The organism is Enterobacter hormaechei ATCC 49162, from assembly GCF_001875655.1.
Lineage (GTDB): Bacteria > Pseudomonadota > Gammaproteobacteria > Enterobacterales > Enterobacteriaceae > Enterobacter > Enterobacter hormaechei.
The window spans coordinates 579,741-601,446 of the sequence record NZ_MKEQ01000002.1 but is presented as its reverse complement, the minus strand read 5'-3'; the positions used below and the strand labels follow the sequence as shown (position 1 = coordinate 601,446).

At 54.1% G+C, this 21,706-nt stretch carries 22 protein-coding genes and 1 tRNA gene; 9 read left to right on the top strand and 14 right to left on the bottom strand.

The window, feature by feature from the left end; genetic code table 11:
* Nucleotides 1–83 precede the first annotated feature (83 nt).
* A complete protein-coding gene (locus BH712_RS22000; RefSeq protein ID WP_006811859.1) occupies nucleotides 84–482 on the top strand; it encodes a hypothetical protein in 399 nt (132 codons plus the stop codon).
* Nucleotides 483–540: 58 nt separating this feature from the next.
* Here BH712_RS22000 and BH712_RS21995 read toward each other — a convergent pair whose 3' ends face one another.
* The 4 genes from BH712_RS21995 to BH712_RS24950 all read right to left on the bottom strand — a co-directional run bounded on the left by BH712_RS21995 (nucleotide 541) and on the right by BH712_RS24950 (nucleotide 3,405).
* Nucleotides 541–1,152 carry an outer membrane beta-barrel protein gene (locus BH712_RS21995; RefSeq protein WP_006811860.1) on the bottom strand — a complete coding sequence of 204 codons (612 nt, stop codon included), beginning with the start codon at nucleotides 1,150–1,152 and terminating at the stop codon, nucleotides 541–543.
* Nucleotides 1,153–1,252: 100 nt separating this feature from the next.
* The gene (locus tag BH712_RS21990; protein WP_006811861.1) at nucleotides 1,253–1,882 is read right to left on the bottom strand and encodes a winged helix-turn-helix transcriptional regulator; all 630 of its coding nucleotides are present in this window, start codon (nucleotides 1,880–1,882) and stop codon (nucleotides 1,253–1,255) included.
* A 63-nt stretch (nucleotides 1,883–1,945) separates the two neighbouring features.
* Nucleotides 1,946–3,121 (bottom strand): OmpP1/FadL family transporter, encoded by a 1,176-nt coding sequence (locus BH712_RS21985; RefSeq protein WP_006811862.1) that lies wholly within the window; start codon nucleotides 3,119–3,121, stop codon nucleotides 1,946–1,948.
* A 140-nt stretch (nucleotides 3,122–3,261) separates the two neighbouring features.
* The gene (locus BH712_RS24950) at nucleotides 3,262–3,405 is read right to left on the bottom strand and encodes a hypothetical protein (RefSeq protein ID WP_006811863.1); all 144 of its coding nucleotides are present in this window, start codon (nucleotides 3,403–3,405) and stop codon (nucleotides 3,262–3,264) included.
* Nucleotides 3,406–3,903: 498 nt separating this feature from the next.
* Here BH712_RS24950 and BH712_RS21970 point away from each other — a divergent pair, with 498 nt between their 5' ends.
* Nucleotides 3,904–5,034, top strand: a complete 1,131-nt coding sequence (locus tag BH712_RS21970; protein ID WP_006811864.1) for a PAAR domain-containing protein — start codon at nucleotides 3,904–3,906, stop codon at nucleotides 5,032–5,034.
* Between the two features lie 538 nt (nucleotides 5,035–5,572).
* Here BH712_RS21970 and BH712_RS21960 read toward each other — a convergent pair.
* A tRNA-Gly gene (locus tag BH712_RS21960) sits at nucleotides 5,573–5,646 on the bottom strand.
* An 80-nt stretch (nucleotides 5,647–5,726) separates the two neighbouring features.
* A complete protein-coding gene (gene actS, locus BH712_RS21955) occupies nucleotides 5,727–6,467 on the bottom strand; it encodes an amidase activator ActS (protein ID WP_006811866.1) in 741 nt (246 codons plus the stop codon).
* Between the two features lie 163 nt (nucleotides 6,468–6,630).
* Between actS and idi the strand changes: the two genes are divergently transcribed.
* The gene (idi, locus tag BH712_RS21950) at nucleotides 6,631–7,173 is read left to right on the top strand and encodes an isopentenyl-diphosphate Delta-isomerase (RefSeq protein ID WP_006811867.1); all 543 of its coding nucleotides are present in this window, start codon (nucleotides 6,631–6,633) and stop codon (nucleotides 7,171–7,173) included.
* 48 nt (nucleotides 7,174–7,221) lie between these two features.
* On the opposite strand, the gene lysS is transcribed toward idi, so the two are convergent.
* From lysS to xerD, 5 genes are all read right to left on the bottom strand, one after another.
* On the bottom strand, nucleotides 7,222–8,739 hold the full coding sequence (gene lysS / locus BH712_RS21945; RefSeq protein WP_006811868.1) for a lysine--tRNA ligase: 1,518 nt from the start codon (nucleotides 8,737–8,739) through the stop codon (nucleotides 7,222–7,224).
* A 9-nt stretch (nucleotides 8,740–8,748) separates the two neighbouring features.
* A protein-coding gene (gene prfB / locus BH712_RS21940) for a peptide chain release factor 2 (protein WP_139237278.1) occupies nucleotides 8,749–9,847 on the bottom strand; the annotation gives its coding sequence in 2 pieces (ribosomal slippage) (nucleotides 8,749–9,771 and nucleotides 9,773–9,847; 1,098 coding nt in all).
* 90 nt (nucleotides 9,848–9,937) lie between these two features.
* Complete coding sequence (gene recJ / locus BH712_RS21935) at nucleotides 9,938–11,671, bottom strand: single-stranded-DNA-specific exonuclease RecJ (protein WP_006811870.1); 1,734 nt, start codon at nucleotides 11,669–11,671, stop codon at nucleotides 9,938–9,940.
* Nucleotides 11,672–11,676: 5 nt separating this feature from the next.
* Nucleotides 11,677–12,390: a bifunctional protein-disulfide isomerase/oxidoreductase DsbC gene (gene dsbC, locus BH712_RS21930; protein WP_006811871.1), complete on the bottom strand. Its 714-nt coding sequence runs from the start codon at nucleotides 12,388–12,390 to the stop codon at nucleotides 11,677–11,679.
* A 28-nt stretch (nucleotides 12,391–12,418) separates the two neighbouring features.
* Nucleotides 12,419–13,315 (bottom strand): site-specific tyrosine recombinase XerD, encoded by an 897-nt coding sequence (xerD, locus tag BH712_RS21925; RefSeq protein ID WP_003863442.1) that lies wholly within the window; start codon nucleotides 13,313–13,315, stop codon nucleotides 12,419–12,421.
* A 101-nt stretch (nucleotides 13,316–13,416) separates the two neighbouring features.
* Between xerD and fldB the strand changes: the two genes are divergently transcribed.
* The gene (gene fldB / locus BH712_RS21920) at nucleotides 13,417–13,938 is read left to right on the top strand and encodes a flavodoxin FldB (protein WP_006811872.1); all 522 of its coding nucleotides are present in this window, start codon (nucleotides 13,417–13,419) and stop codon (nucleotides 13,936–13,938) included.
* Between the two features lies 1 nt (nucleotide 13,939).
* Here the strand turns inward: fldB and BH712_RS21915 are convergent, their stop codons facing one another.
* Together BH712_RS21915 and sdhE are read right to left on the bottom strand one after the other, a co-directional pair.
* Complete coding sequence (locus tag BH712_RS21915; protein WP_032674037.1) at nucleotides 13,940–14,350, bottom strand: protein YgfX; 411 nt, start codon at nucleotides 14,348–14,350, stop codon at nucleotides 13,940–13,942.
* Complete coding sequence (gene sdhE, locus BH712_RS21910; RefSeq protein WP_003863437.1) at nucleotides 14,331–14,597, bottom strand: FAD assembly factor SdhE; 267 nt, start codon at nucleotides 14,595–14,597, stop codon at nucleotides 14,331–14,333. The genes BH712_RS21915 and sdhE overlap by 20 nt, the downstream gene beginning before the upstream one ends.
* A gap of 294 nt (nucleotides 14,598–14,891) precedes the next feature.
* On the opposite strand from sdhE, the gene ygfZ reads away from it, so the two are divergent.
* Nucleotides 14,892–15,872, top strand: coding sequence for a tRNA-modifying protein YgfZ (gene ygfZ / locus BH712_RS21905; protein ID WP_006811874.1), 981 nt, complete (start codon nucleotides 14,892–14,894; stop codon nucleotides 15,870–15,872).
* Nucleotides 15,873–15,956: 84 nt separating this feature from the next.
* Here ygfZ and trhA read toward each other — a convergent pair whose 3' ends face one another.
* Complete coding sequence (gene trhA, locus BH712_RS21900) at nucleotides 15,957–16,616, bottom strand: PAQR family membrane homeostasis protein TrhA (protein WP_006811875.1); 660 nt, start codon at nucleotides 16,614–16,616, stop codon at nucleotides 15,957–15,959.
* A 266-nt stretch (nucleotides 16,617–16,882) separates the two neighbouring features.
* Here trhA and BH712_RS21895 point away from each other — a divergent pair, with 266 nt between their 5' ends.
* The 4 genes from BH712_RS21895 to BH712_RS21880 all read left to right on the top strand — a co-directional run bounded on the left by BH712_RS21895 (nucleotide 16,883) and on the right by BH712_RS21880 (nucleotide 21,706).
* Entirely contained in the window at nucleotides 16,883–17,614 is a 732-nt protein-coding gene (locus tag BH712_RS21895) for a MurR/RpiR family transcriptional regulator (RefSeq protein WP_006811877.1), read from the top strand.
* A 116-nt stretch (nucleotides 17,615–17,730) separates the two neighbouring features.
* Nucleotides 17,731–19,164, top strand: coding sequence for a 6-phospho-beta-glucosidase (locus tag BH712_RS21890; protein WP_006811878.1), 1,434 nt, complete (start codon nucleotides 17,731–17,733; stop codon nucleotides 19,162–19,164).
* 124 nt (nucleotides 19,165–19,288) lie between these two features.
* Nucleotides 19,289–19,648, top strand: a complete 360-nt coding sequence (locus BH712_RS21885) for a hypothetical protein (protein WP_006811879.1) — start codon at nucleotides 19,289–19,291, stop codon at nucleotides 19,646–19,648.
* 48 nt (nucleotides 19,649–19,696) lie between these two features.
* Nucleotides 19,697–21,706 carry a protein-disulfide reductase DsbD family protein gene (locus tag BH712_RS21880; RefSeq protein WP_006811880.1) on the top strand — a complete coding sequence of 670 codons (2,010 nt, stop codon included), beginning with the start codon at nucleotides 19,697–19,699 and terminating at the stop codon, nucleotides 21,704–21,706.

The window sequence follows — 21,706 nt, the reverse complement described above, 5'->3', positions numbered from 1 at the left end:
TTTATAAATAAATAAGTTTATTCTTTCGTCGCAGCGGCCTTAAGGGATAATGCTGAGTCCAATTATTTCCCTGGAGTGATTCGATGAAGAGACTGCCGTTCTTTTTCGCTGTACTTACCCTCAGCACATTAACAGCCTGTAGTTCCCCCCCACCAGATAACGTTGAAAAGATTAATCATCTGCAAATTCCGCTGGTATTGCCTGGTGAAAAACCACCGCAGGCACAGATATCACATATTGCCTCTCTCTATCAGGAAAATAAACAGCAGATCGATAACTTAACGCGCAGCGTTAAATCACAGTATCTTCAGGACACCTCCGCAAACGAAATATTTATTGCGGACAGCGCTGTTCAACGCGTCTATGCCTCGCTGACCAAACTGGAACAGTTAGATATGGTTAATCAGCAATACCTGAAAGATAATAATGTTACGGGCCTGCAAAATATTCATATTATTCTTGAACCGTTATTCGCCAGCTAAAAACAAAAAACCCGGCAACATCGCAGCCGGGTTTTTATTAAGGGACAAAGCACGGGCATCAGTCGTACTGACCAAAGCGATAGCTAAGCCCTGCGGTGACGGAACTCAGGTCGCTGCTCACACCGATCTGGTTAGCATTGCCCACGTTGCTTACCCACTGATACTCCAGGCGACCCGCCCAGTTTTTATTGAAGGCGTATTCAGTACCCACGGCGGCAAGCGGGCGCACACCCGTTTCAAAGCGATTGTGACCACTTACATCGGATTCAGCGCGATAGCCCATTGCGCCAGCCCGGCCATAGATATCCCAGTCATTGGTCAGGGCGTAGCTGGCCTTCAGCGACATTTGCAGACCCTGAGTCTTCATTTGCGCCCCTGCGCCATGCTGACCTTTGATCTGCATATTACCTAAATAATCATAACCGCCTTCTACCGCAAGCCATGGGGTGATCTGGTAACCCGTATACACACCCCCGCCGACATTATCATGATCAAAGTCGAAGTGGTCGGAATGGGTGTTCTCAAACGCTTTCGACCCCATATTGGTATCAAAATAGTGAGACCAGCCGAATTTCGCTCCGCCATACCAGGTGCCCGCATCTGCGGCTGCAAACGCTGAGGTGGCGGTAAACGCGTTAACCATAATCAAAGCGATAACTGTCTTTTTCATAAATATACCGTTTACTTGATAAAGATAAAACTTAGAAAGCAAACGATATAGAAAATTAACGTCGTCGTTAATTCCATTTCTGTTTAATTTTAAACTTTCCCTAGAATGATTCAGGTAAATGTCTGACTTCAAGCAGATATCCACCACGCTTAAAGGTAATATACTCCCCCTGCTTAAGAGCGGATAATACATTGAGTATACTGCTGCGAGAGAGCAGCGTACGGTCCTGAATATATTCCAGAATCGTAGTACGCAAACGCGTCTCCTCCGGGAGTAAAATCATTTCCTGAAGGTGATTACGAATAACGGAATAGGTACGCTGCTGAAGTACCTGCGCATCACGGAATACCAGATAGGCGGTGTGATAGGAAAGCAGCGCGGCGACATCCTCCCAGACGCCCTCGGCACGAAATAACGCCGCCGCCTTGTCCGCATCGAGTCGTAAAATAGTCGACTCCCTTTCCGCACGAAGAAAATGTCCCTGCGTAGGCTGGATCATCTCTGCAATACCAAACAAATGCGGCTCGTAAACGGTCACGACCACCAGCCCATCCGAGGCCCGCAGGAGGGACAGCTCTCCCTCCAGAAAGAGGTACATCTGCTGTTTCCCTTTGCGTAACCAGGTGAGTCGCTTACGCGGGACAACTTGCACTTTCTCCGCTATCGGCTCAAGGATAGCGGTTAATCTTTCGATGGATTTTTCGGGTCGAACAGGCGGTAAAATATGCATGGCACAACCTTCTGACAATGAATATCAGCCATTATAGACCATATATTTTAAGCGGTTAGCCGATCAAAACTGATAGCTGTAGTTGACGCTGGCAAACCAAAGATAAGGATGATCGTAACTTCCGGCAAACACCGCGGGTGATTTCACATGCGACGACTGCATATGCAGATACGAAACGGCAAACCCAATATTGCTGGCCGGGGTGATCTGATACTGGGCTCCCGTGCCAAATCGCCACTCGTCGCCGGTGGGTAAGGTTAAGGCCACATCACTCTGGCTTTCATACGGCGAGCTGTCGAACGCCACACCGGCATTCAGTCGCCACTGAGGTGTTGGACGATACTGTACGCCCACCGCGCCGTGCCAGGTGTCCTTCAGGCGGCTGACGTTGTTCAGTTGCTGATCTCCGACGACGATTTGCGGCGCACCGAACTGGCTCCAGTCCTGCCAGCCGAGATCGCCCATCACCGACCACCGCGGGTTAATATCATGCACAAGACTGAGCATGATTTGCTGCGGCGCGCTGATTTGTGCCGACACCGGCAGGTCGTAAGTGCCATGCTGCACGCGCACTTTGCCGTTAATAGTGTAGCGATAGTTCGTCTCGCTGTTCCATGTGATACCGGCTCGCGTCTGGTCGGTCAGTTGCATGAGTAACCCAAGCCGATAGCTCATGGCCCAGTCCTCATCGTGCCGCCGGTAGTCGTTATCATTAACGTTGCGGGTCAGCGAGAAATAACCGTAATTAACGTTGGCGGACGCCCCTATTGAGAGGCGGTCGTTGAGCTTATAAGCCAGTGACGGACTGAGCGTCATTGCGACCAGAGTGCTCTTTTTAATCAGCCTGTCCCCTGCCCAGCTACCGTAATCGATCCCCAGACCGTAATTACCGTAAAGCCCCACGCCTGCATAGAGATCATCGTTTATTTTCTGACTATAAAAGGCGCTGGCATTCGGGATGGTTTTCATCACGTCGCCGGGGCTTTGATGGGCATCGTTATCCAGCTGGTTGTCGATGGAGCCATCCATTACCTGTAACCCACCGGTGATCATATGATCCGGTAAACGCGTCATGCCAGCAGGGTTGGTCATGATTGTAGAGGCATCCTGCGCTCGAGCCGCCTGCCCTGCTCCGGCAAGCGCGGTGTCTTCGGTGCCAGCTTCATAAAAATAGAGTGCGCTGGCATGGGCACTGGAGGCGGCTAATGCGCCAGCACACAGGAGGAGTCGTGTTTTCATCTGCGATCCGGGAAATAAAAAATTTGCCGACAGATATAACAGGAGAAAATGTAGGGGTAAAAAGGAAGAGGGTTTAATTTTAAATTATGCGCGGATCAGCCCCTCTGACTATTTTGGCAAATCAGCATGGATGGCAAGCGTTACTCCTCACAGGGATCCCCCTTGTCCTCTCGCATGGATTCAATAAACTCCCGTTGCTCCTGTGTGAGTTCAAGCTCATCCAGCAAGCGATCTAACTCTTCTTCAGGTGATTCCTTTTGATTTCTTCTTTTCCCGGTAGCCATACTCACCCTTGAGTTATTAGGATTAATCTCAGGGTATCCAGGGTACAGGAAATGTGCAACTCAGCGTGTTACGCCTTGGGTTATTGGTTGTTTAGCAGAGGAAGGTAAATGACAACGTTTGTTGAATAATATCTTGAATAACATGCTGAATCACAGCAACACCACCGACACCAGATACGGACTGGATTTAGACCAGTAAGTCGTTAGCCGTGCGATCGATGAGATGGATTTATAAAGAGAGTTACGAGACAAGAGAACCTTTTACACGACTACAATCTCTCATTTTCTGAAACAGACAGATCCATTCTCAACAATGTCTTACATCGGATATGATCAGGATGTGCAGGACGATTTCTCAAAAGAGTTTTCTTTAGGATCACTTAACTCAAATGCCCCCATAGTTACATTTTGGTTTTGTTGCGTTTGCTCATTTACTCATCTGCATCAAAAACCTACACTTTCCGCATGGACTTATAAGCAAAATAAGGAAAAGGACGAATGGCCATTGGTCATTTTTTATTCAGAGGTGATAAGACAGCTTGCGGTGGTAGGATTATTGAAGGATGCCCCGACCATCATTTTTTCAATAAAGATATGGCATGTGAAAGCCATAAAGTAACCTGTGGCAAACATCCCGGGTATTATCGCATCTACGGCGGTCTTGATAGTGATACCATACATGGTAAAAGAGTAGCCGGTACACTGCACAGCCGTAGTTCATGTCCCTGCAATTCACGTTTTATTCCTTCCATTGATGACACTTACGAATTTTCTACAGAGGCAGAGAAAGCCGACACAGCCCAATCTCACGTTGTTGAATTTCCCATTCTCCCCGGCCCGATAGACGATCCCGAAAATGATAGCTTCGCTGACACCTGTAAGCCAGAAGATAACCTGCTATTGAACGGGGTTTACCTCTGGACTGAAATCACAGACGCAGGACATGCTTTCGTTTCCGTACATCAAGACAATTCGATTTATCTCTATACCTATGGTCGCTACGGCAGAACAGGCCCCGGGAATTTAACTGGAGATGGAATTTTAAACTTTCTGCAAGATGAAGACGCGAGGGTTTACTACAGAGCAGAGCTGTACCGAATGGGCGCAAGAGCGTTTAGAATAGATGATGCTGATCCAACGAAAACGAGGCAATTCTTTGAAGATCTTTGGAACAAGGGTGAAACAGCGATTCGCACATTGGAAATGAAAGAAACAACCCAACGCAGAGGCCGCACAATTGATGAGTACGACGTAACAGGAAACAACTGTACCACTCACTCTGTTGAAGGGATTAAGTTTGCTGGTTCAACGGTATTCGAGCACAACTACACATTGACTACGACGCAGATTCCTATCGAATCCGAAGAAGATTTCACAATCCCTGTCTCATTGCAGCGTTATCTTGAGTCAAAAAATTCTGACTTCTCATCAATGACAGTTGTTGAAATGACAGGCGAGTTTAAAAAAATGTATCCCAACAAGGACAATTTATCGCGATACCAAGGGTCGCCAAAGGGTTATGTTCAGCACATTGCAGCCGAAGCAGCTGCTACTGGCGATTCATTATCGCAGTATTCCAGCGGTACTTTTGGCGGCGTATTAGGTGGATCTTATGACGTTGACGAATAGGACTAAAACCATTCTCCGTTGGGGAGGGATTTGTATTGTCAGCCTGGGTTACTTTCTCGGACTGTTTGCAGCCTCGCAAGCATTCGAAATTTTCTTACAAAATCAGACACTTACATAAAACCCCATTACATTAAAAGAGTATTACCAAGCTGTTGATTCGCTTGCTCAGGCTACAAACGGTATTTTTGATGCGGCAATTTACGGTTTCGCAGTCTGCGTCCCTCTGATCCTGCTTATCTTCAAAAAAGTAAGATGAAGCCAAAGGCTGGAGATATTCAGCCTTTCCCCTTTTCCCCAATTTCAGATAATAGAAGCCATAAAGCCTGGTTGGTAATACAGCAACAAACGGAGCGTAGCGACTCCAACAGACTGTCAGAGTGATCATAACGCTGAGTTATACTGTCATCTCACCATGTAACTTAGCGTGACAGTTACCAAGGGTGGATCTCAATGGTAGAACCCATAGGCGACTAAAATAGGTAACGATTTAAGTTGCTGATAGAAAAGGCTTTTAAGGCTTATCCACAAGAGAAGAAACTGGAGCGGGCGAAGGGAATCGAACCCTCGTATAGAGCTTGGGAAGCTCTCGTTCTACCATTGAACTACGCCCGCTTTGAGGTGCGTAAGGCATTATAGACCTTACGCCTCTTCATACAAGCCTTTAACCCACTAAGTGGCGATTAAATAATCACTTAGCACTTTGGTTTACTGCCCTGCGCCGGAAGATAGCGCTGCGGATCGATGGCCGTGGCCTTATAGCGGATCTGGAAGTGCAGCTTCACCGTATCCGTCCCGGTACTGCCCATGGTCGCAATCTTCTGCCCCGCCTTCACGTTCTGGCCGTTATTGACCAGCATCGTGTCGTTATGCGCATACGCCGTAATGTAATCCTCACCATGCTTAATCATGATCAGGTTACCGTATCCACGTAGCTGGTTACCGACATAGACCACCTTCCCGGCCCCGGAAGCGTAAACCGGTGTGCCGCGCGCGGCAGCGATATCAATACCTTTGTTTCCGCCTTCCGAGAGCGAATACGGCGCCACCACTTTTCCGCTTGCAGGCCAAATCCAGCAGCGCTGACCGACCGGCGGCCAGGATGATTTAGGCACCTGATAGGATGGCGTGACTTTGGCTGTTTTACGCGTGGAGGACTTTTTCCCTGAGGAGGAACCGCCGTTAACCTTGAGCTTCTGTCCAACCTCAATGGTATACGGTGGAGAGATATTATTCAGGCGCGCCAGCTCCTTCACGCTGGTTCCGGTGGCACGGGATATGCGGTAGAGCGTGTCCCCGCGCTTAACGGTATAGACTGCACCAGAATAACTGCCCATATCCGAAGATTTACTCCCCGAGCATCCCGCTATAAGTAGCGTCAGCGTCAGGCAGAAAACGGCAATGATCGGGTTTCTCGTCAGGCTTCCTGCAAACAAAACAGCTCCTCGGTCAGCGTGAATGGCGCACTATGATAGCAGCCCAAACTGATGCGGGTCATGCCCTTTTCCGCTCTGTGGGCCAAACCGTTCGGATAAGAATGCAGTATAATAATTCCGCTGATGGTGCTGAACCATTAAGCATTTTGGCACTGGAGCATCAATGAGTATTCAAGAACACGTTATTTTGGTAAATGACCAGGGAAAGGTGATTGGCACTCAGGAGAAGTACGCCGCGCACACGTCACACACCCCGCTACACCTGGCTTTCTCTTCATGGCTGTTTAACGCTCACGGAGAATGTCTGATCACCCGGCGCGCCTTAAGTAAAAAAGCCTGGCCCGGCGTATGGACGAACTCCGTTTGCGGACATCCACAGGCCGATGAAGCGACAGAGCAGGCGATTATCCGCCGCTGCCGCTTTGAAGTCGGCGCCGAAATCACGGACATCACCCCCATTGCCCCGGAGTTCCGCTATCGTGAAGCCGACCCGTCAGGGATCGTTGAAAACGAAATTTGCCCGGTCTATGCCGCCCGCGTAACAAATACCCTCGCAATCAACAGCGAAGAAGTGATGGAGTATCAGTGGGTGAAGCTGGACGCGCTATTTCGCGCGCTGGACGCTACGCCGTGGGCTTTCAGTCCGTGGATGGTGCAGGAAGCGAACGCCGCGCGCGAAAAACTCAGCGCCTTCGCGGCGCAATAAAAAAGCCCCGGCGATAAACGCACGGGGCTTTTTTTACGTCTTAACGGCTTATTTCACCGGACGCATCGCCGGGAACAGGATCACGTCGCGGATGGTGTGGCTGTTGGTGAACAGCATTACCATACGGTCGATACCAATACCCAGGCCAGCCGTCGGCGGCAAACCGTGCTCCAGCGCGGTCACGTAGTCTTCGTCGAAGAACATCGCTTCGTCGTCGCCTGCCGCTTTCGCGTTAACCTGATCCTGGAAGCGCTGCGCCTGATCTTCTGCATCGTTCAGCTCGCTAAAGCCGTTACCGATTTCGCGGCCACCGATGAAGAATTCGAAGCGGTCAGTGATTTCCGGGTTCTCGTCATTACGACGCGCCAGCGGAGACACTTCCGCCGGGTATTCGGTGATGAAGGTCGGCTGAATCAGATGCGCTTCGGCCACTTCTTCGAAGATCTCGGTCACGATACGGCCCAGACCCCAGCTCTTCTCAACTTTGATTCCGATGCTTTCCGCGATCGCTTTCGCAGAGTCGAAGTTATCCAGGTCAGCCATTTCGGTTTCCGGACGGTATTTCTTGATCGCTTCGCGCATGGTCAGTTTTTCGAACGGCTTGCCGAAGTCGAACACTTCTTCACCGTAAGGCACTTCGGTGGTGCCCAGAATGTCCTGCGCCAGGGTGCGGAACAGGGATTCGGTCAGCTCGATCAGATCTTTGTAATCCGCATACGCCATATAGAGTTCCATCATGGTGAACTCTGGGTTATGACGTACGGAGATACCTTCGTTACGGAAGTTACGGTTGATTTCAAACACGCGGTCGAAACCACCGACCACCAGACGCTTCAGGTACAGTTCCGGCGCGATACGCAGGTACATGTCGAGATCCAGAGCGTTGTGATGGGTGATGAACGGACGGGCAGAGGCACCGCCTGGGATCACCTGCATCATCGGGGTTTCCACTTCCATAAAGTCGCGGTTAACCATGAACTGGCGAATACCGGCCATGATCTGGGAGCGAATTTTGAAGGTCTTACGGGATTCATCGTTAGAGATGAGATCCAGGTAGCGCTGACGATAGCGCGCTTCCTGATCCTGCAAACCGTGGAACTTGTCCGGCAGCGGGCGCAGGGCTTTGGTCAGCAGACGCAGCTCGGTGCAGTGGATAGACAGTTCACCGGTTTTGGTTTTAAACAGCTTACCTTTTGCGCCCAGGATATCGCCCAGGTCCCATTTCTTGAACTGCTCGTTGTAGATGCCTTCCGGCAGGTCGTCACGAGAGACGTACAGCTGAATGCGGCCGCCCACGTCCTGTAAGGTCACGAAGGACGCTTTACCCATGATACGACGGGTCATCATGCGGCCCGCAACGGACACTTCAACGTTCAGCGCTTCCAGCTCTTCGTTCTCTTTACCGTCGAAGTCTGCGTGCAGTTGGTCTGAGGTGTGGTCACGACGAAAATCGTTCGGGAACGGCACGCCCTGCTCGCGCAGCGCTGCCAGCTTCTCGCGGCGGGTTTTCAGTTCGTTGTTAAGATCGACTACCGCGTCAGCGCCCTGTGCTTGTTGTTCAGACATGTTGGTTCCTCATAACCCTGCTTTCAAACTTGCTTCGATAAATTGGTCCAGGCTGCCGTCCAGCACCGCCTGCGTGTTACGGGTTTCAACCCCGGTACGCAGGTCTTTGATGCGGGAGTCATCAAGGACGTAAGAACGGATCTGGCTGCCCCAGCCGATGTCGGACTTGTTGTCTTCCATCGCCTGCTTCTCAGCATTTTTCTTCTGCATCTCCAGCTCATAAAGCTTCGCTTTCATCTGCTTCATGGCCTGGTCTTTGTTCTTATGCTGGGAACGGTCGTTCTGGCACTGTGTTACCAGCCCGGTTGGAATGTGGGTAATACGCACCGCGGATTCCGTACGGTTAACGTGCTGACCACCCGCGCCGGATGCGCGGTAAACGTCGATACGCAGGTCTGCCGGGTTGATGTCGATATCAATATCTTCATCCACTTCCGGGTAGACAAACGCGGAGCTGAAGGAGGTGTGACGACGACCGCCGGAGTCAAACGGGCTTTTACGCACCAGGCGGTGAACGCCGGTTTCAGTACGCAGCCAGCCGTAGGCGTAATCGCCAATAATCTTGATGGTGACGGATTTGATCCCCGCCACTTCACCCTCGGATTCTTCGATAATCTCGGTTTTGAAACCGCGCGCTTCCGCCCAGCGCAGATACATGCGCATCAGCATGCTGGCCCAGTCCTGCGCTTCGGTACCGCCAGAACCTGCCTGAATATCGAGATAGCAGTCAGCGCTATCGTATTCGCCGGAGAACATGCGACGGAATTCCAGCTGCGCCAGCTTCTCTTCCAGCACGTCGAGTTCTGCCACGGCTTCGTTAAAGGTTTCTTCGTCGTCGGCTTCGACAGCCAGCTCCAGCAGCCCAGAAACATCTTCCAGACCCTGCGCCATTTGATCCAGCGTATCTACGATGGCTTCGAGGGAGGAACGCTCTTTACCCAGCGCCTGAGCGCGTTCAGGTTCGTTCCAGACGTCCGGCTGTTCCAGCTCGGCGTTTACTTCTTCGAGACGCTCTTTCTTGGCATCGTAGTCAAAGATACCCCCTAAGAGCGTCAGAGCGCTCCGTGAGGTCCTGAATGCGGTTTTTTACCGGATTAATTTCAAACATGGTCTGTTTTCTTTTATGAGCTTGTCAAAATGCGGTGATAAGAGCGGGATTGTACCGAATCCACGCCCTTTTTTATAGAGATTACTGACGCTAAATTGGCCAGATATTGTCGATGATGATCTGAAGGGAGCGGTTACCGCGGAACTCGTTAATATCCAGCTTGTAGGCCAATTCAACCTCGCGCACGCCGTTGTCCGGCCAGATGGAGGTATCAACGTTAAAGGCGATGCCGTCGAGCAGCGGCCCGCCGCCGATCGGTTCCACCATCACTTTGAGATGGCGCTCGCCCACAATGCGCTGTTGCAACAGGCGAAAACGTCCGTCAAAAAGCGGCTCCGGGAACATCTGCCCCCAGGGGCCAGCATCGCGCAGCATCTGCGCCACATCCATGGTCATTTCAGCCGGGGAAAGCTCGCCGTCAGAAACCACTTCTCCCTGCAACAGAGCCGGATCGATCCACTCGGTGACCAGTTCGCCAAACAGACGCTGAAACTCATCGAACTTCGCCTCTTCCAGCGACAGGCCCGCCGCCATCGCGTGGCCGCCGAACTTAATCATCAGGTTCGGATGAAGCGTGTCGAGACGCTCCAGCGCATCGCGCATATGCAGCCCCTGAATCGAACGACCGGAGCCTTTCAGCGTGCCGTCTCCGGCGGGCGCAAAGGCAATGACCGGACGGTGGAAACGCTCTTTAATGCGCGACGCCAGAATGCCCACCACGCCCTGGTGCCATTCGGGGTGATACATCGCCAGCCCGCCCGGCAGCGTTTCGCCGCTTCGCTCCAGCTTTTCGCACAGGGTCAGCGCTTCGGCCTGCATGCCCTGCTCAATCTCTTTACGGGTCTGGTTGAGTGCGTCCAGCTCACTGGCCAGCACGCGCGCTTCACCGATGTTGTCGCACAGCAGCAGCGCGACGCCAACCGACATATCGTCCAGCCGCCCCGCCGCGTTCAGGCGCGGGCCGAGAGCAAAGCCTAAATCGCTTGCCGCGAGCTTCAGCGGATCGCGGTTGGCGATCTCCAGCAGCGCCTTAATCCCCGGACGGCATTTTCCTGCCCGAATGCGGCTTAAGCCCTGCCAGGTGAGAATACGGTTATTGGTATCGAGCGGCACCACGTCCGCCACGGTTCCCAGCGCCACCAGATCGAGATATTCCGCCAGGTTCGGCACGGCAATCCCGCGTGATTCGAACCAGCCCTTATCACGCAGCAACGTGCGCAACGCCAGCATCAGATAAAACGCCACCCCTACTCCGGCCAGTGATTTCGACGGGAAATCGCAGTCGCGCAGGTTCGGGTTAATGATGGCTTCGGCGGCAGGCAGGGTTTCTCCTGGCAGGTGGTGATCGGTGACCAGTACCGGGATCCCCAGCGCATGGGCATGATCGACCCCCGCATGAGAAGAGATCCCGTTATCCACGGTCATGATCATCTGTGCGCCACGGGCATGGGCCTGATCGACCACTTCCGGGCTGAGGCCGTAGCCGTCTTCGAACCGGTTTGGCACCAGGTAAGCCACGTTATCGCAGCCCAGCGCACGCAGACTGAGCACGCTCAGGGCGGTACTGGTTGCGCCGTCGGCATCGAAATCGCCCACCACCACAATGCGCGTCCCTTCACGGAACGCGTCGTAGAGCATTTCAGTCGCTTTTTCGATGCCACTCAGCGCTTGCCAGGGCAGCATGCCTTTGACGCTGCGCTCAAGATCGCTTGCCGTACGCACGCCACGGCTGGCATACAGCCGCTTTAACAGTAGCGGAAGCGTGTCTGGTAAATCAGCGGTTTCACCCGCATCGCGGCGGCGCAGTTTTATCGGAGCTTTCACGCGAATTATTTACCACCCATCTGTTTCTGGTGCTCGTCGAGGAACGCTTTCATCTCTTTTGGACCCTGATAGCCCGGCACCACGTAGCCGTTGCTCAGCACAATGGCTGGCGTACCGCTCACGCCAAACTGTACGCCCAGCGCGTAGTGGTTAGCGATGTCGATATCGCAGGACGCAGGCTTCACGCCTTTGCCGTTCATTGCGTCATCAAAGGCCTTATTACGGTCTTTCGCACACCAGATCGCTTTCATATCCTGCTCAGGCTGGCTCTGCACACCGGCGCGAGGGAAGGCCAGATAACGCACGGTAATGCCCAGCGCGTTATAGTCTTTCATCTCTTCATGCAGCTTGTGGCAGTAGCCGCAGGTGATGTCGGTGAAGACGGTAATAACGTGTTTTTCCTGCGCCGCTTTGTAAACAATCATCTCTTTTTCGAGCGCGTTCAGGTTTTTCATCAGCAGCTGGTTAGTCACGTTGACCGGCTGCGCTCCGCTCACGTCGTACATGGGTCCCTGAATGATGTGCTTGCCGTCTTCGGTCACGTACAGCACGCCGCTGTTGGTTAAAACGGTTTTCATGCCAGCCACCGGCGCTGGCTGGATCTCGCTGCTGGCGACGCCGAGTTTCGTCAGAGACTGTTTAATGGCGGCATCGTCCGCATGGGCAAAACCGGAAACCGAAGCTGCCAGCAGGGTGAGCAGCGCTAAAGACTTTTTCATATATGATCCTGTAACAATTCGTCGGCACTCACGCGCGAGGGTGGTGCTGTTGGTGTAGCTGCCGCAGGCGTTCCGTCGCGACATGGGTGTAAATCTGCGTCGTTGAAAGATCGCTGTGTCCAAGCAGCATCTGGACCACGCGTAAATCAGCGCCGTGGTTTAACAGATGCGTCGCGAAGGCGTGACGCAAAACGTGCGGCGACAGCTTCTCACTGTCAATACCCGCCAGTGTGGCGTAATGTTTAATGCGATGCCAGAACGTTTGTCGCGTCATCTGCTGTGCACGCTGGCTCGGGAACAAGACATCTATAGAGACACCGTTCAGCAGCCACGGACGCCCGTGTTCGAGATACGTCTCCAGCCAGTAGACCGCCTCTTCACCCAGCGGCACCAGCCGTTCTTTGTTCCCTTTACCGATGACGCGCACCACGCCCTGACGCAGGCTAATGTCGCTCATCGTCAGGCCAACCAGCTCAGAAACGCGCAAGCCCGTGGCATACAATAGTTCAAGCATGGCTTTATCGCGTAACTCCAGCGGAAGGTCAACTGCGGGCGACTGTAATAATCTCTCAACTTGTGCTTCGCTGAGATCTTTTGGCAACCGCTGAGGCAGTTTCGGCGATGCCAGCAGTGCGCTGGGATCATCCGCGCGGATCTTCTCGCGGTACAGATGCTGGAACAGGCGGCGCATGGCGCTCAGCAGACGCGCGGAGCTGGTAGCTTTGTAGCCTCCTTCCATCCGCTCAGCCAGTAACCCTTGCAGGTCATCGCTTTGCGCGCTTTCGAGCGTCAGCCCCCGGTGCGCCAGCCACTCCACCAGCAGAGTGAGATCCCGACGATAGGCGCTAAGCGTGTTTTCAGCGAGGTTTTTCTCCAGCCACAGCGCGTCGAGAAACTGTTCGATGAGTGCGAGATCCTTTTCCACATCAGCCCCTTTGGTTCTGCAATCTGGCCATTATGCCTGATTGCCATCGGTTTCTGGTACACTACGCGCAAAGTCATAGCAAGAATTGAGATAGTTACGCGATGAATATTGGTCTGTTCTATGGTTCCAGCACCTGCTACACCGAAATGGCGGCGGAGAAAATTCGCGACATCATTGGTCCGGAACTGGTGACGTTGCATAACCTGAAAGATGACGCGGTGGCGCTGATGGAGCAGTACGATGTGCTGATCCTCGGTATCCCGACCTGGGACTTCGGTGAGATACAGGAAGACTGGGAAGCCATCTGGGATCAGCTCGATTCAGTCAATTTTGACGGCAAAATCATTGCGATGTACGGCATGGGCGATCAGCTGGGCTACGGGGAGTGGTTCCTTGACGCACTCGGCATGCTGCATGACAAACTGGCGCCAAAGGGTGCGACGTTTATCGGCTACTGGCCAACAGAAGGCTATGAGTTCACCAGCCAGAAACCGATTATCGCCGACGGTCAGCTGTTTGTCGGGCTCGCGCTGGATGAAACCAACCAGTACGATCTCAGCGACGAGCGCCTGCAAACCTGGTGCGAGCAGATCCTGGGTGAGATGGCCGAGCAGTTCAGCTGATTTACTCCTGCGTCGGCTGTTGCACAATCAACCGGCGCAGATCACGCCACTCTGCGGGATCCATACTGTCTGCGGCCAGCCACAGGTGCTCGCGACGATTGTCCTCAACCCGTCGCAGCCGTAGCATCATCCCCGTGTTAAGCATCCACGGCGTCCCTGTCATCTCCCACTCTTTTCCCTGCCAGCGCAGGCGAGAATCCATCAGCAGCTTAATTTCACCCTGACGGGCGTTGATTCGACGCTGGCTGCGCACGCTGTCAAACACCACAAACGACAGTAATAGCAACCACAGCGGGGTATAGCTAAGTGGCCACGGCACCAGTAACACCAATGCCGCGACCAGACCGTGGAGCAGTAAGGACATCCACTGTGAGCGCCACGAGACGCGAAGATCAGATTGCCACAGGACCACGTTCCTGATTCCGTGTTTGAATTAATTGCACCATCCGTTGCAACTCGGTGTCGGCGGGCTTGCCGTGATTCATCAGCCAGTTGAATAAATCCGGATCGTCAGACTCAAGCAGACGGACAAACAGGCGCTTATCGTCATCGCTTAAGCTGTCGTACTCATACTCGAAGAAAGGCATGATGGAGATATCAAGCTCACGCATGCCGCGACGGCACGCCCAGTGAATACGGGCCTTGTTGTTAATATCCATGTTCTGTTTCCTGCATTACGTTTGGCACAGTCGGTATCCCGTTCGGTATTCATTATTGCTCTCCGGGAACACCTGCTAGTGTAACGTGTTTTTGACCGTTTCTTTACTGGAATATTGCGAACCTCGAGCAGGCTTCCTGAATAATCCTTATAAAGACAGCGGATTACACTATTTTGCGTAGCGCCACGCATAACCGCGTAATGGCACGAATGGCCTGCTGAAAGCGCTTGCATTGAATACAGTCTCTTTTACCATTAGGTATTATCAAAGCGTTAAGCAATTCAGGACATCACTATGGCATTTACACCATTTTCTCCTCGCCAGCCCGCCGCCTCTGCGCGTCTGCCGCTGACGCTGATTACTCTTGATGACTGGGCACTGGCGACACTGACCGGTGCGGACAGCGAAAAATACCTGCAAGGCCAGGTCACGGCGGACGTGGCGCAGTTGACGGAGCACCAGCATCTGCTGGCCGCGCATTGCGATCCAAAAGGCAAAATGTGGAGCAACCTGCGTCTGTTCCGCCGTCAGGACGGATTCGCCTTTATTGAGCGCCGCAGCCTGCGTGACGCCCAGCTTAAAGAGCTGAAAAAATACGCGGTCTTTTCTAAAGTCACCATCACCCCGGACGATGAACACGTTCTGCTGGGGGTTGCGGGTTTCCAGGCGCGTGCAGCGCTGAAAAACCTGTTTGCCGAGCTACCGGATGCCGAAAAACAGCTGGTCAGCGAGGGCGCAACTTCCATTCTGTGGTTCGAACATCCGGCGGAACGCTTCCTGCTGGTAACCGACGTGGCCACGGCGGAACGCGTCACCGACGCCCTGCGCGGTGAAGCACAGCTCAACAACAGCCAGCAGTGGCTGGCGCTGAACATTGAAGCGGGCCTGCCGGTCATTGACGCGGCAAACAGCGCGCAGTTTATTCCGCAGGCGACAAACATCCAGGCGCTGGGCGGCATCAGCTTTAAGAAAGGCTGCTACACCGGTCAGGAGATGGTGGCGCGGGCGAAATTCCGCGGCGCGAACAAACGCGCCCTGTGGACGCTGGCAGGTCACGCCAGCCGCGTGCCGGAAGCGGGTGAAGATCTTGAGATGAAGATGGGCGAAAACTGGCGCCGTACCGGCACCGTGTTAGCCGCCGTCCAGCTCGATGATGGCCGTCTGCTGGTGCAGGTTGTCATGAATAATGACATGGAGCCCGACAGCGTGTTCCGCGTGCGGGATGATGCAAACACGCTCAGCATTGAGCCGCTGCCGTATTCTCTGGAAGATTGATGCTGTATCGCCCGGTGGCGCTGCGCTTACCGGGCCTACAGATCCCGCAGGTCGGGTAAGCCGAAGCCGCCACCCGACAACAAACTACACCTGACCCACATACAAATAAATTGCCAGGAAGTGACACACGCTGCCGCCCAGCACAAAGCCGTGCCAGATGGCATGGTTGTACGGGATGCGCTTGCAGACGTAAAAAATCACGCCCAGCGAGTAGACCACACCGCCCACCGCCAGAAGCGTTACGCCGCCTACCGACAGCTTAACGGCTAACTGATATACCACGATCAGCGACAGCCAGCCCATTGTCAGATAGGTAACCAGCGACAGCACTTTAAACCGGTGCGCAATGGTCAGCTTAAACAGGATCCCCAGCAGCGCCAGGCTCCAGATCACAATCATCAGGCCACGCGACAGCGGTGAGTTGAGTCCCACCAGCAAAAACGGCGTGTAAGTACCTGCAATAAGAAGATAGATAGCGCAGTGGTCAAATTTCTTAAGCCATATCTTCGCCCGTTGATGCGGAATAGCGTGATACAGCGTTGAGGCCAGGAAAAGCAGGATCATACTCCCGCCATACAGGCTGTAGCTGGTGATCGCCATCGCGCTGGCATTGGTATCCACCGCCTGCACCAGCAGTAATACTAAACCGACAATCCCAAACACCAGGCCAATGCCGTGGCTTATACTGTTGGCTACTTCCTCAGCCAGCGAATATCCCTGTGCGATTAATGGTCTGCTCACCATACTTAACTCCGGGAAAACAAAAGATGATTATTCATCGCCAGTCTATGCTAACTGAGAATGATTCCAGTGAACACCTGTTAGCTAAAATAAATCCACATTCAAGGTTTATCCTTATAAATCAGATAACTGTTGATACAATCCACCGCACAGGTGTAAATAATTTCATTAACACCTGAGTAATCAAGGAGATAAATCCGTCTCCCGCCCTTCGTCAACATGGTATGATTTATGAATAGTGTCCGACAGCGAGTTTAGCCATTGTGAGTATGTTCAGCCATTCCGCCATTGCCAGCCTCAACAATCTGGAAATGATGGTCTATAACTATGTCATTAAGAACCGCGACAAAGTGATGTACATGACCATCCGCGAACTGGCGGATGCGGCGGGGGTCTCTACCACCACTATCCTGCGCTTCTGCCGTAAGCTCAACTGCGAAGGCTACTCGGAATTTCGGGTGCGCTTTAAACTCTATCTGGAACAAAACGAGCCGCAGCAGGCGAATTTTGGCGCCAGTGAAATTATCAGCTTCTTCAAAAGCGTAAATAACGAAGAGTTCGATGCGCTATTAGATAAAGCCGTCGATATTATTTTATCTTCTGAACGAATTATTTTTGTCGGTGCGGGCACCTCCGGATCGCTGGCAAAATATGGCGCACGTTTCTTTTCAAATATCGGAAAGTTCAGCAACCATATCGACGACCCTTATTTCCCGGTCACGAATGATATGGCTAAAAATGCGCTGGCCATTGTCCTCTCCGTCTCCGGTGAAACCGAAGAGATCCTGCGCTTCGCCAGCCAGTTCAGCCTGCACCACTGCAAGGTGCTCTCCATCACCAGCCACGAACATTCGCGTCTCGCGAAGCTCGCAGACTTTAACCTCTCCTGGCATGTCCCGCAAACGCGCATTGGCGGCGTATACGATATCACCACGCAAATTCCCGTCATCTATATTCTGGAATCATTAGGCCGGAAACTGGCGAAGAAATTAACAGAATAAAACATCCTGTTTTTTTGATGTGACAAATTACAATTTCCGCAAAATGTTATATCGTGACATTTAATTCCGCTTTGCTAGACTCGAAATCAATAAATCCTGAATTGAGAATAGCAAAGATGAAAAAACTCACCTTACCGAAAGATTTTTTATGGGGCGGCGCGGTGGCGGCGCACCAGGTTGAAGGCGGCTGGAACAAAGGCGGCAAAGGGCCAAGCATCTGCGACGTGCTCACCGGCGGTGCACACGGCGTTCCGCGTGAAATCACGCAGGAAGTGATTGAAGGCAAATATTACCCGAACCACGAAGCCGTCGACTTCTATAGTCATTACAAAGAAGACATCAAGCTGTTTGCCGAGATGGGCTTCAAATGTTTCCGTACCTCCATCGCCTGGACGCGCATCTTCCCGAAAGGCGACGAAACTCAGCCAAACGAAGAGGGGCTGAAGTTTTACGACGACATGTTCGATGAACTGCTGAAGTACAACATCGAGCCGGTGATCACCCTCTCCCACTTCGAAATGCCGCTGTACCTCGTTCAGGAATACGGCGGATGGACCAACCGTAAAGTGGTCGATTTCTTTGTGCGCTTCTCGGAAGTCGTATTTGAGCGCTACAAAAATAAGGTCAAATACTGGATGACCTTCAACGAAATCAACAACCAGCGCAACTGGCGTGCGCCACTGTTCGGCTACTGCTGCTCTGGCGTGGTCTATACCGAGCACGATAACCCGGAAGAGACCATGTACCAGGTGCTGCACCACCAGTTCGTGGCCAGCGCGCTGGCGGTGAAAGCCGCACGCCGCATTAACCCGGAGATGAAAGTCGGCTGCATGCTGGCGATGGTGGCGCTCTATCCGTACTCCTGTAAACCAGAGGACGTGATGTTCGCTCAGGGATCCATGCGCGAGCGCTACGTCTTTACCGACGTACAGCTGCGCGGCTACTACCCGTCCTACGTGCTGAACGAGTGGGAGCGCCGTGGCTTCTCCATCAAAATGGAAGCAGGCGACGAGCAGATCCTGCGTGAAGGCACCTGCGACTACTTAGGTTTCAGCTACTACATGACCAACGCGGTCAAAGCGGAAGGCGGCACCGGCGACGCCATTTCCGGCTTCGAGGGCAGCGTGCCGAACCCATACGTCAAAGCGTCCGACTGGGGCTGGCAGATTGATCCGGTAGGACTGCGCTATTCGCTGTGTGAACTGTACGAGCGTTACCAGAAGCCGCTGTTTATCGTGGAAAACGGTTTCGGCGCCTACGACAACGTGGAAGAGGACGGCAGCATCAACGATGACTACCGCATCGACTACCTGCGTGCCCACGTCGAAGAGATGATGAAGGCGGTGACCTGGGACGGCGTGGATCTGATGGGCTACACCCCGTGGGGCTGCATCGACTGCGTCTCCTTCACCACCGGCCAGTACAGCAAGCGCTACGGCTTTATCTACGTCAACAAGCACGACGACGGCACCGGTGACATGTCCCGCTCCCGTAAGAAGAGCTTTGAGTGGTATAAAACCGTCATTGCCAGCAACGGCGAAACGCTGTAATGGCTCGCCCTCTCTGCAAGCGGAGAGGGCAAACCGCTTATCTTCCAGACACTTCTTTACAGCTTTTGCGTTGCCAAAATATGTTCGCCCGATAATATAGGCGTCCTGAATATTTGAGGCAAACATGATCAAGCGACAACGCAACGCTATCCTGCTTGTAGCCCTGGCCTGCCTGGTGGTGCTGATATGCACCGCCCAGCGGATGGCCGGGATGCACGCGCTTGTCATGAACGTCACCGCCGCAAGCCAGTCTGTCCAGCAGGGTCAGGAGAGTGCCGACGCCCCGGTAACCCCGTGTGAGCTAAGCGCCAAGTCGCTGATGTCGGTCCCGCCTGTTTTGTTTGAAGGCGCCCTGATTGCCGTCACCCTGCTGCTGGCGTTGCTGGCAGCCTGTCCGCCGCGCCGCGAGCGTCAGTGGCCTCCCCGCGTTATATCCCCGCCCCGGTTACGGGTACATCTGCGATTATGCGTCTTCCGTGAATGAGCCTTCGCCTGTCACTTCAGGTTAATTCATCATTTACGGAGAAAATTTATGTTTACTGTATTCAGGCGACTGCTGGTCTGCCTGCTTTGGCTATGGCTGCCCCTTAGCCAGGCTGCCGACAGCGGCTGGCTGCGCGCCGCCGATAATCAACACGCCAGCGTCAGGCTGCGTGCACAACCCGAGAGCAGCGGCGAAACTCGCCTGCTGCTGGACGTCGCCCTGCAAAAAGGCTGGAAAACCTACTGGCGCTCGCCGGGCGAAGGCGGCGTCGCACCCGCGATTAAATGGCATCAGCCCGTCGAGGCAAACTGGCGCTGGCCTGTGCCGCAGCGCTTCGACGTCGCGGGCATCACCACGCAGGGCTATCACGGCGATGTCAGCTTTCCCATCACCCTGCGGGGCGACGTTCCGAAGATCCTGAGCGGCGTGCTGACGCTCTCCACCTGTAGCAACGTCTGTATTCTCACCGACTACCCGTTTTCGCTGAACCTGACCGCATCCGCTGGCGCCGGTTTTGATTACGATTTCAGCCGGGCCATGGGCACCCTTCCGCTCAGCGGCGGGTTGACCTCAACGCTTAACGCCACCTATGCCCCCGGCAAGCTGACCGTGACGGCACAGCGTGACGCAGGCTGGCAGGCGCCGTCGCTGTTTATCGACGGCATGGACGACGTTGATTTCGGCAAGCCGACCCTCGCCGTACGCGGTGATTCACTGGTCGCCACCGTGCCCGTGACGGACAGCTGGGGCGAAGCCGCGCCCAACCTCAGCGGGAAAACCCTGTCGCTGGTTCTGGCCGATAGCGGTCAGGCGCAGGAGTCCCGCGTGGATATCCAGCCGGGCAGCGCCGCCCCCGCGTTCTCGTTAGGCTGGGTGCTGCTGATGGCGCTGGCTGGCGGCCTGATCCTTAACGTCATGCCCTGCGTACTGCCCGTGCTGGCCATGAAGCTGGGCACGCTGATGCAAACCGGGCTACAGGCGCGCGGTCAGGTACGTCGACAGTTTCTTGCGTCGGTCGCCGGGATAGTCATCTCGTTCCTCGCGCTGGCGCTGATGATGACGGTATTACGTTTAGGCAATCAGGCGCTTGGCTGGGGGATCCAGTTCCAGAACCCGTGGTTTATTGGCGCGATGACGCTGGTGATGGTGCTCTTCAGCGCCAGCCTGCTGGGGTTATTTGAAATCCGCCTCCCTTCCGGCGCCAGCACCTTCCTCGCCACGCGTGGGGGGAACGGCCTGGCGGGCCATTTCTGGCAAGGCGCGTTTGCCACGCTGCTGGCGACGCCCTGCACCGCGCCATTCCTGGGGACGGCGGTCTCGGTCGCGCTGGCGGCGCCGCTTCCCCTGCTGTGGGGGATCTTCCTGGCGATGGGTATCGGCATGAGCCTGCCGTGGCTGCTGGTGGCGGCCTGGCCGGGGCTGGCCCGAAAGCTGCCGCGACCGGGACGCTGGATGAACGTTGTGCGCCTGGTGCTGGGGCTGATGATGCTTGGCTCCTCGCTGTGGCTGCTCAGCCTGCTGACGGTGCACATTGGCAGCCTGCCCGTTATCACGCTGGGCGTACTGCTAATCCTCGCGCTGCTGCTGGCCACCGCCTGGCGCTACCGCTGGCAAACGGCCCTGCGCGCCGGAGCATTCGCTGTCGTGGTAGCCGGGGCGGTCTCGTTTGTTTCCGGCTCCGGTGGCGAGAGTTCCCGCCGCGATCGTATTCACTGGCAGCCGCTCAGCGAGCAGGCCATTACCCGCGCGCTGGCGGAGAACAAACGAGTGTTCGTCGACGTAACCGCCGACTGGTGCGTGACCTGTAAAGCCAATAAATACAACGTGCTGCTGCGTGACGACGTGCAGGATGCGCTCTCCGCCCCTGACGTGGTCGCCCTGCGCGGCGACTGGAGTCGCCCCTCCGATACCATCAGCCAGTTTTTAACCACGCGCGGCAGCGCCGCCGTGCCGTTTAATCAGATCTACGGACCGGGATTACCGCAGGGCCACGTGCTGCCTGCGTTGTTAAGCCGCGAAGCGGTGCTGAGCACCCTGTCCGATGCGAAAGGAAACTAA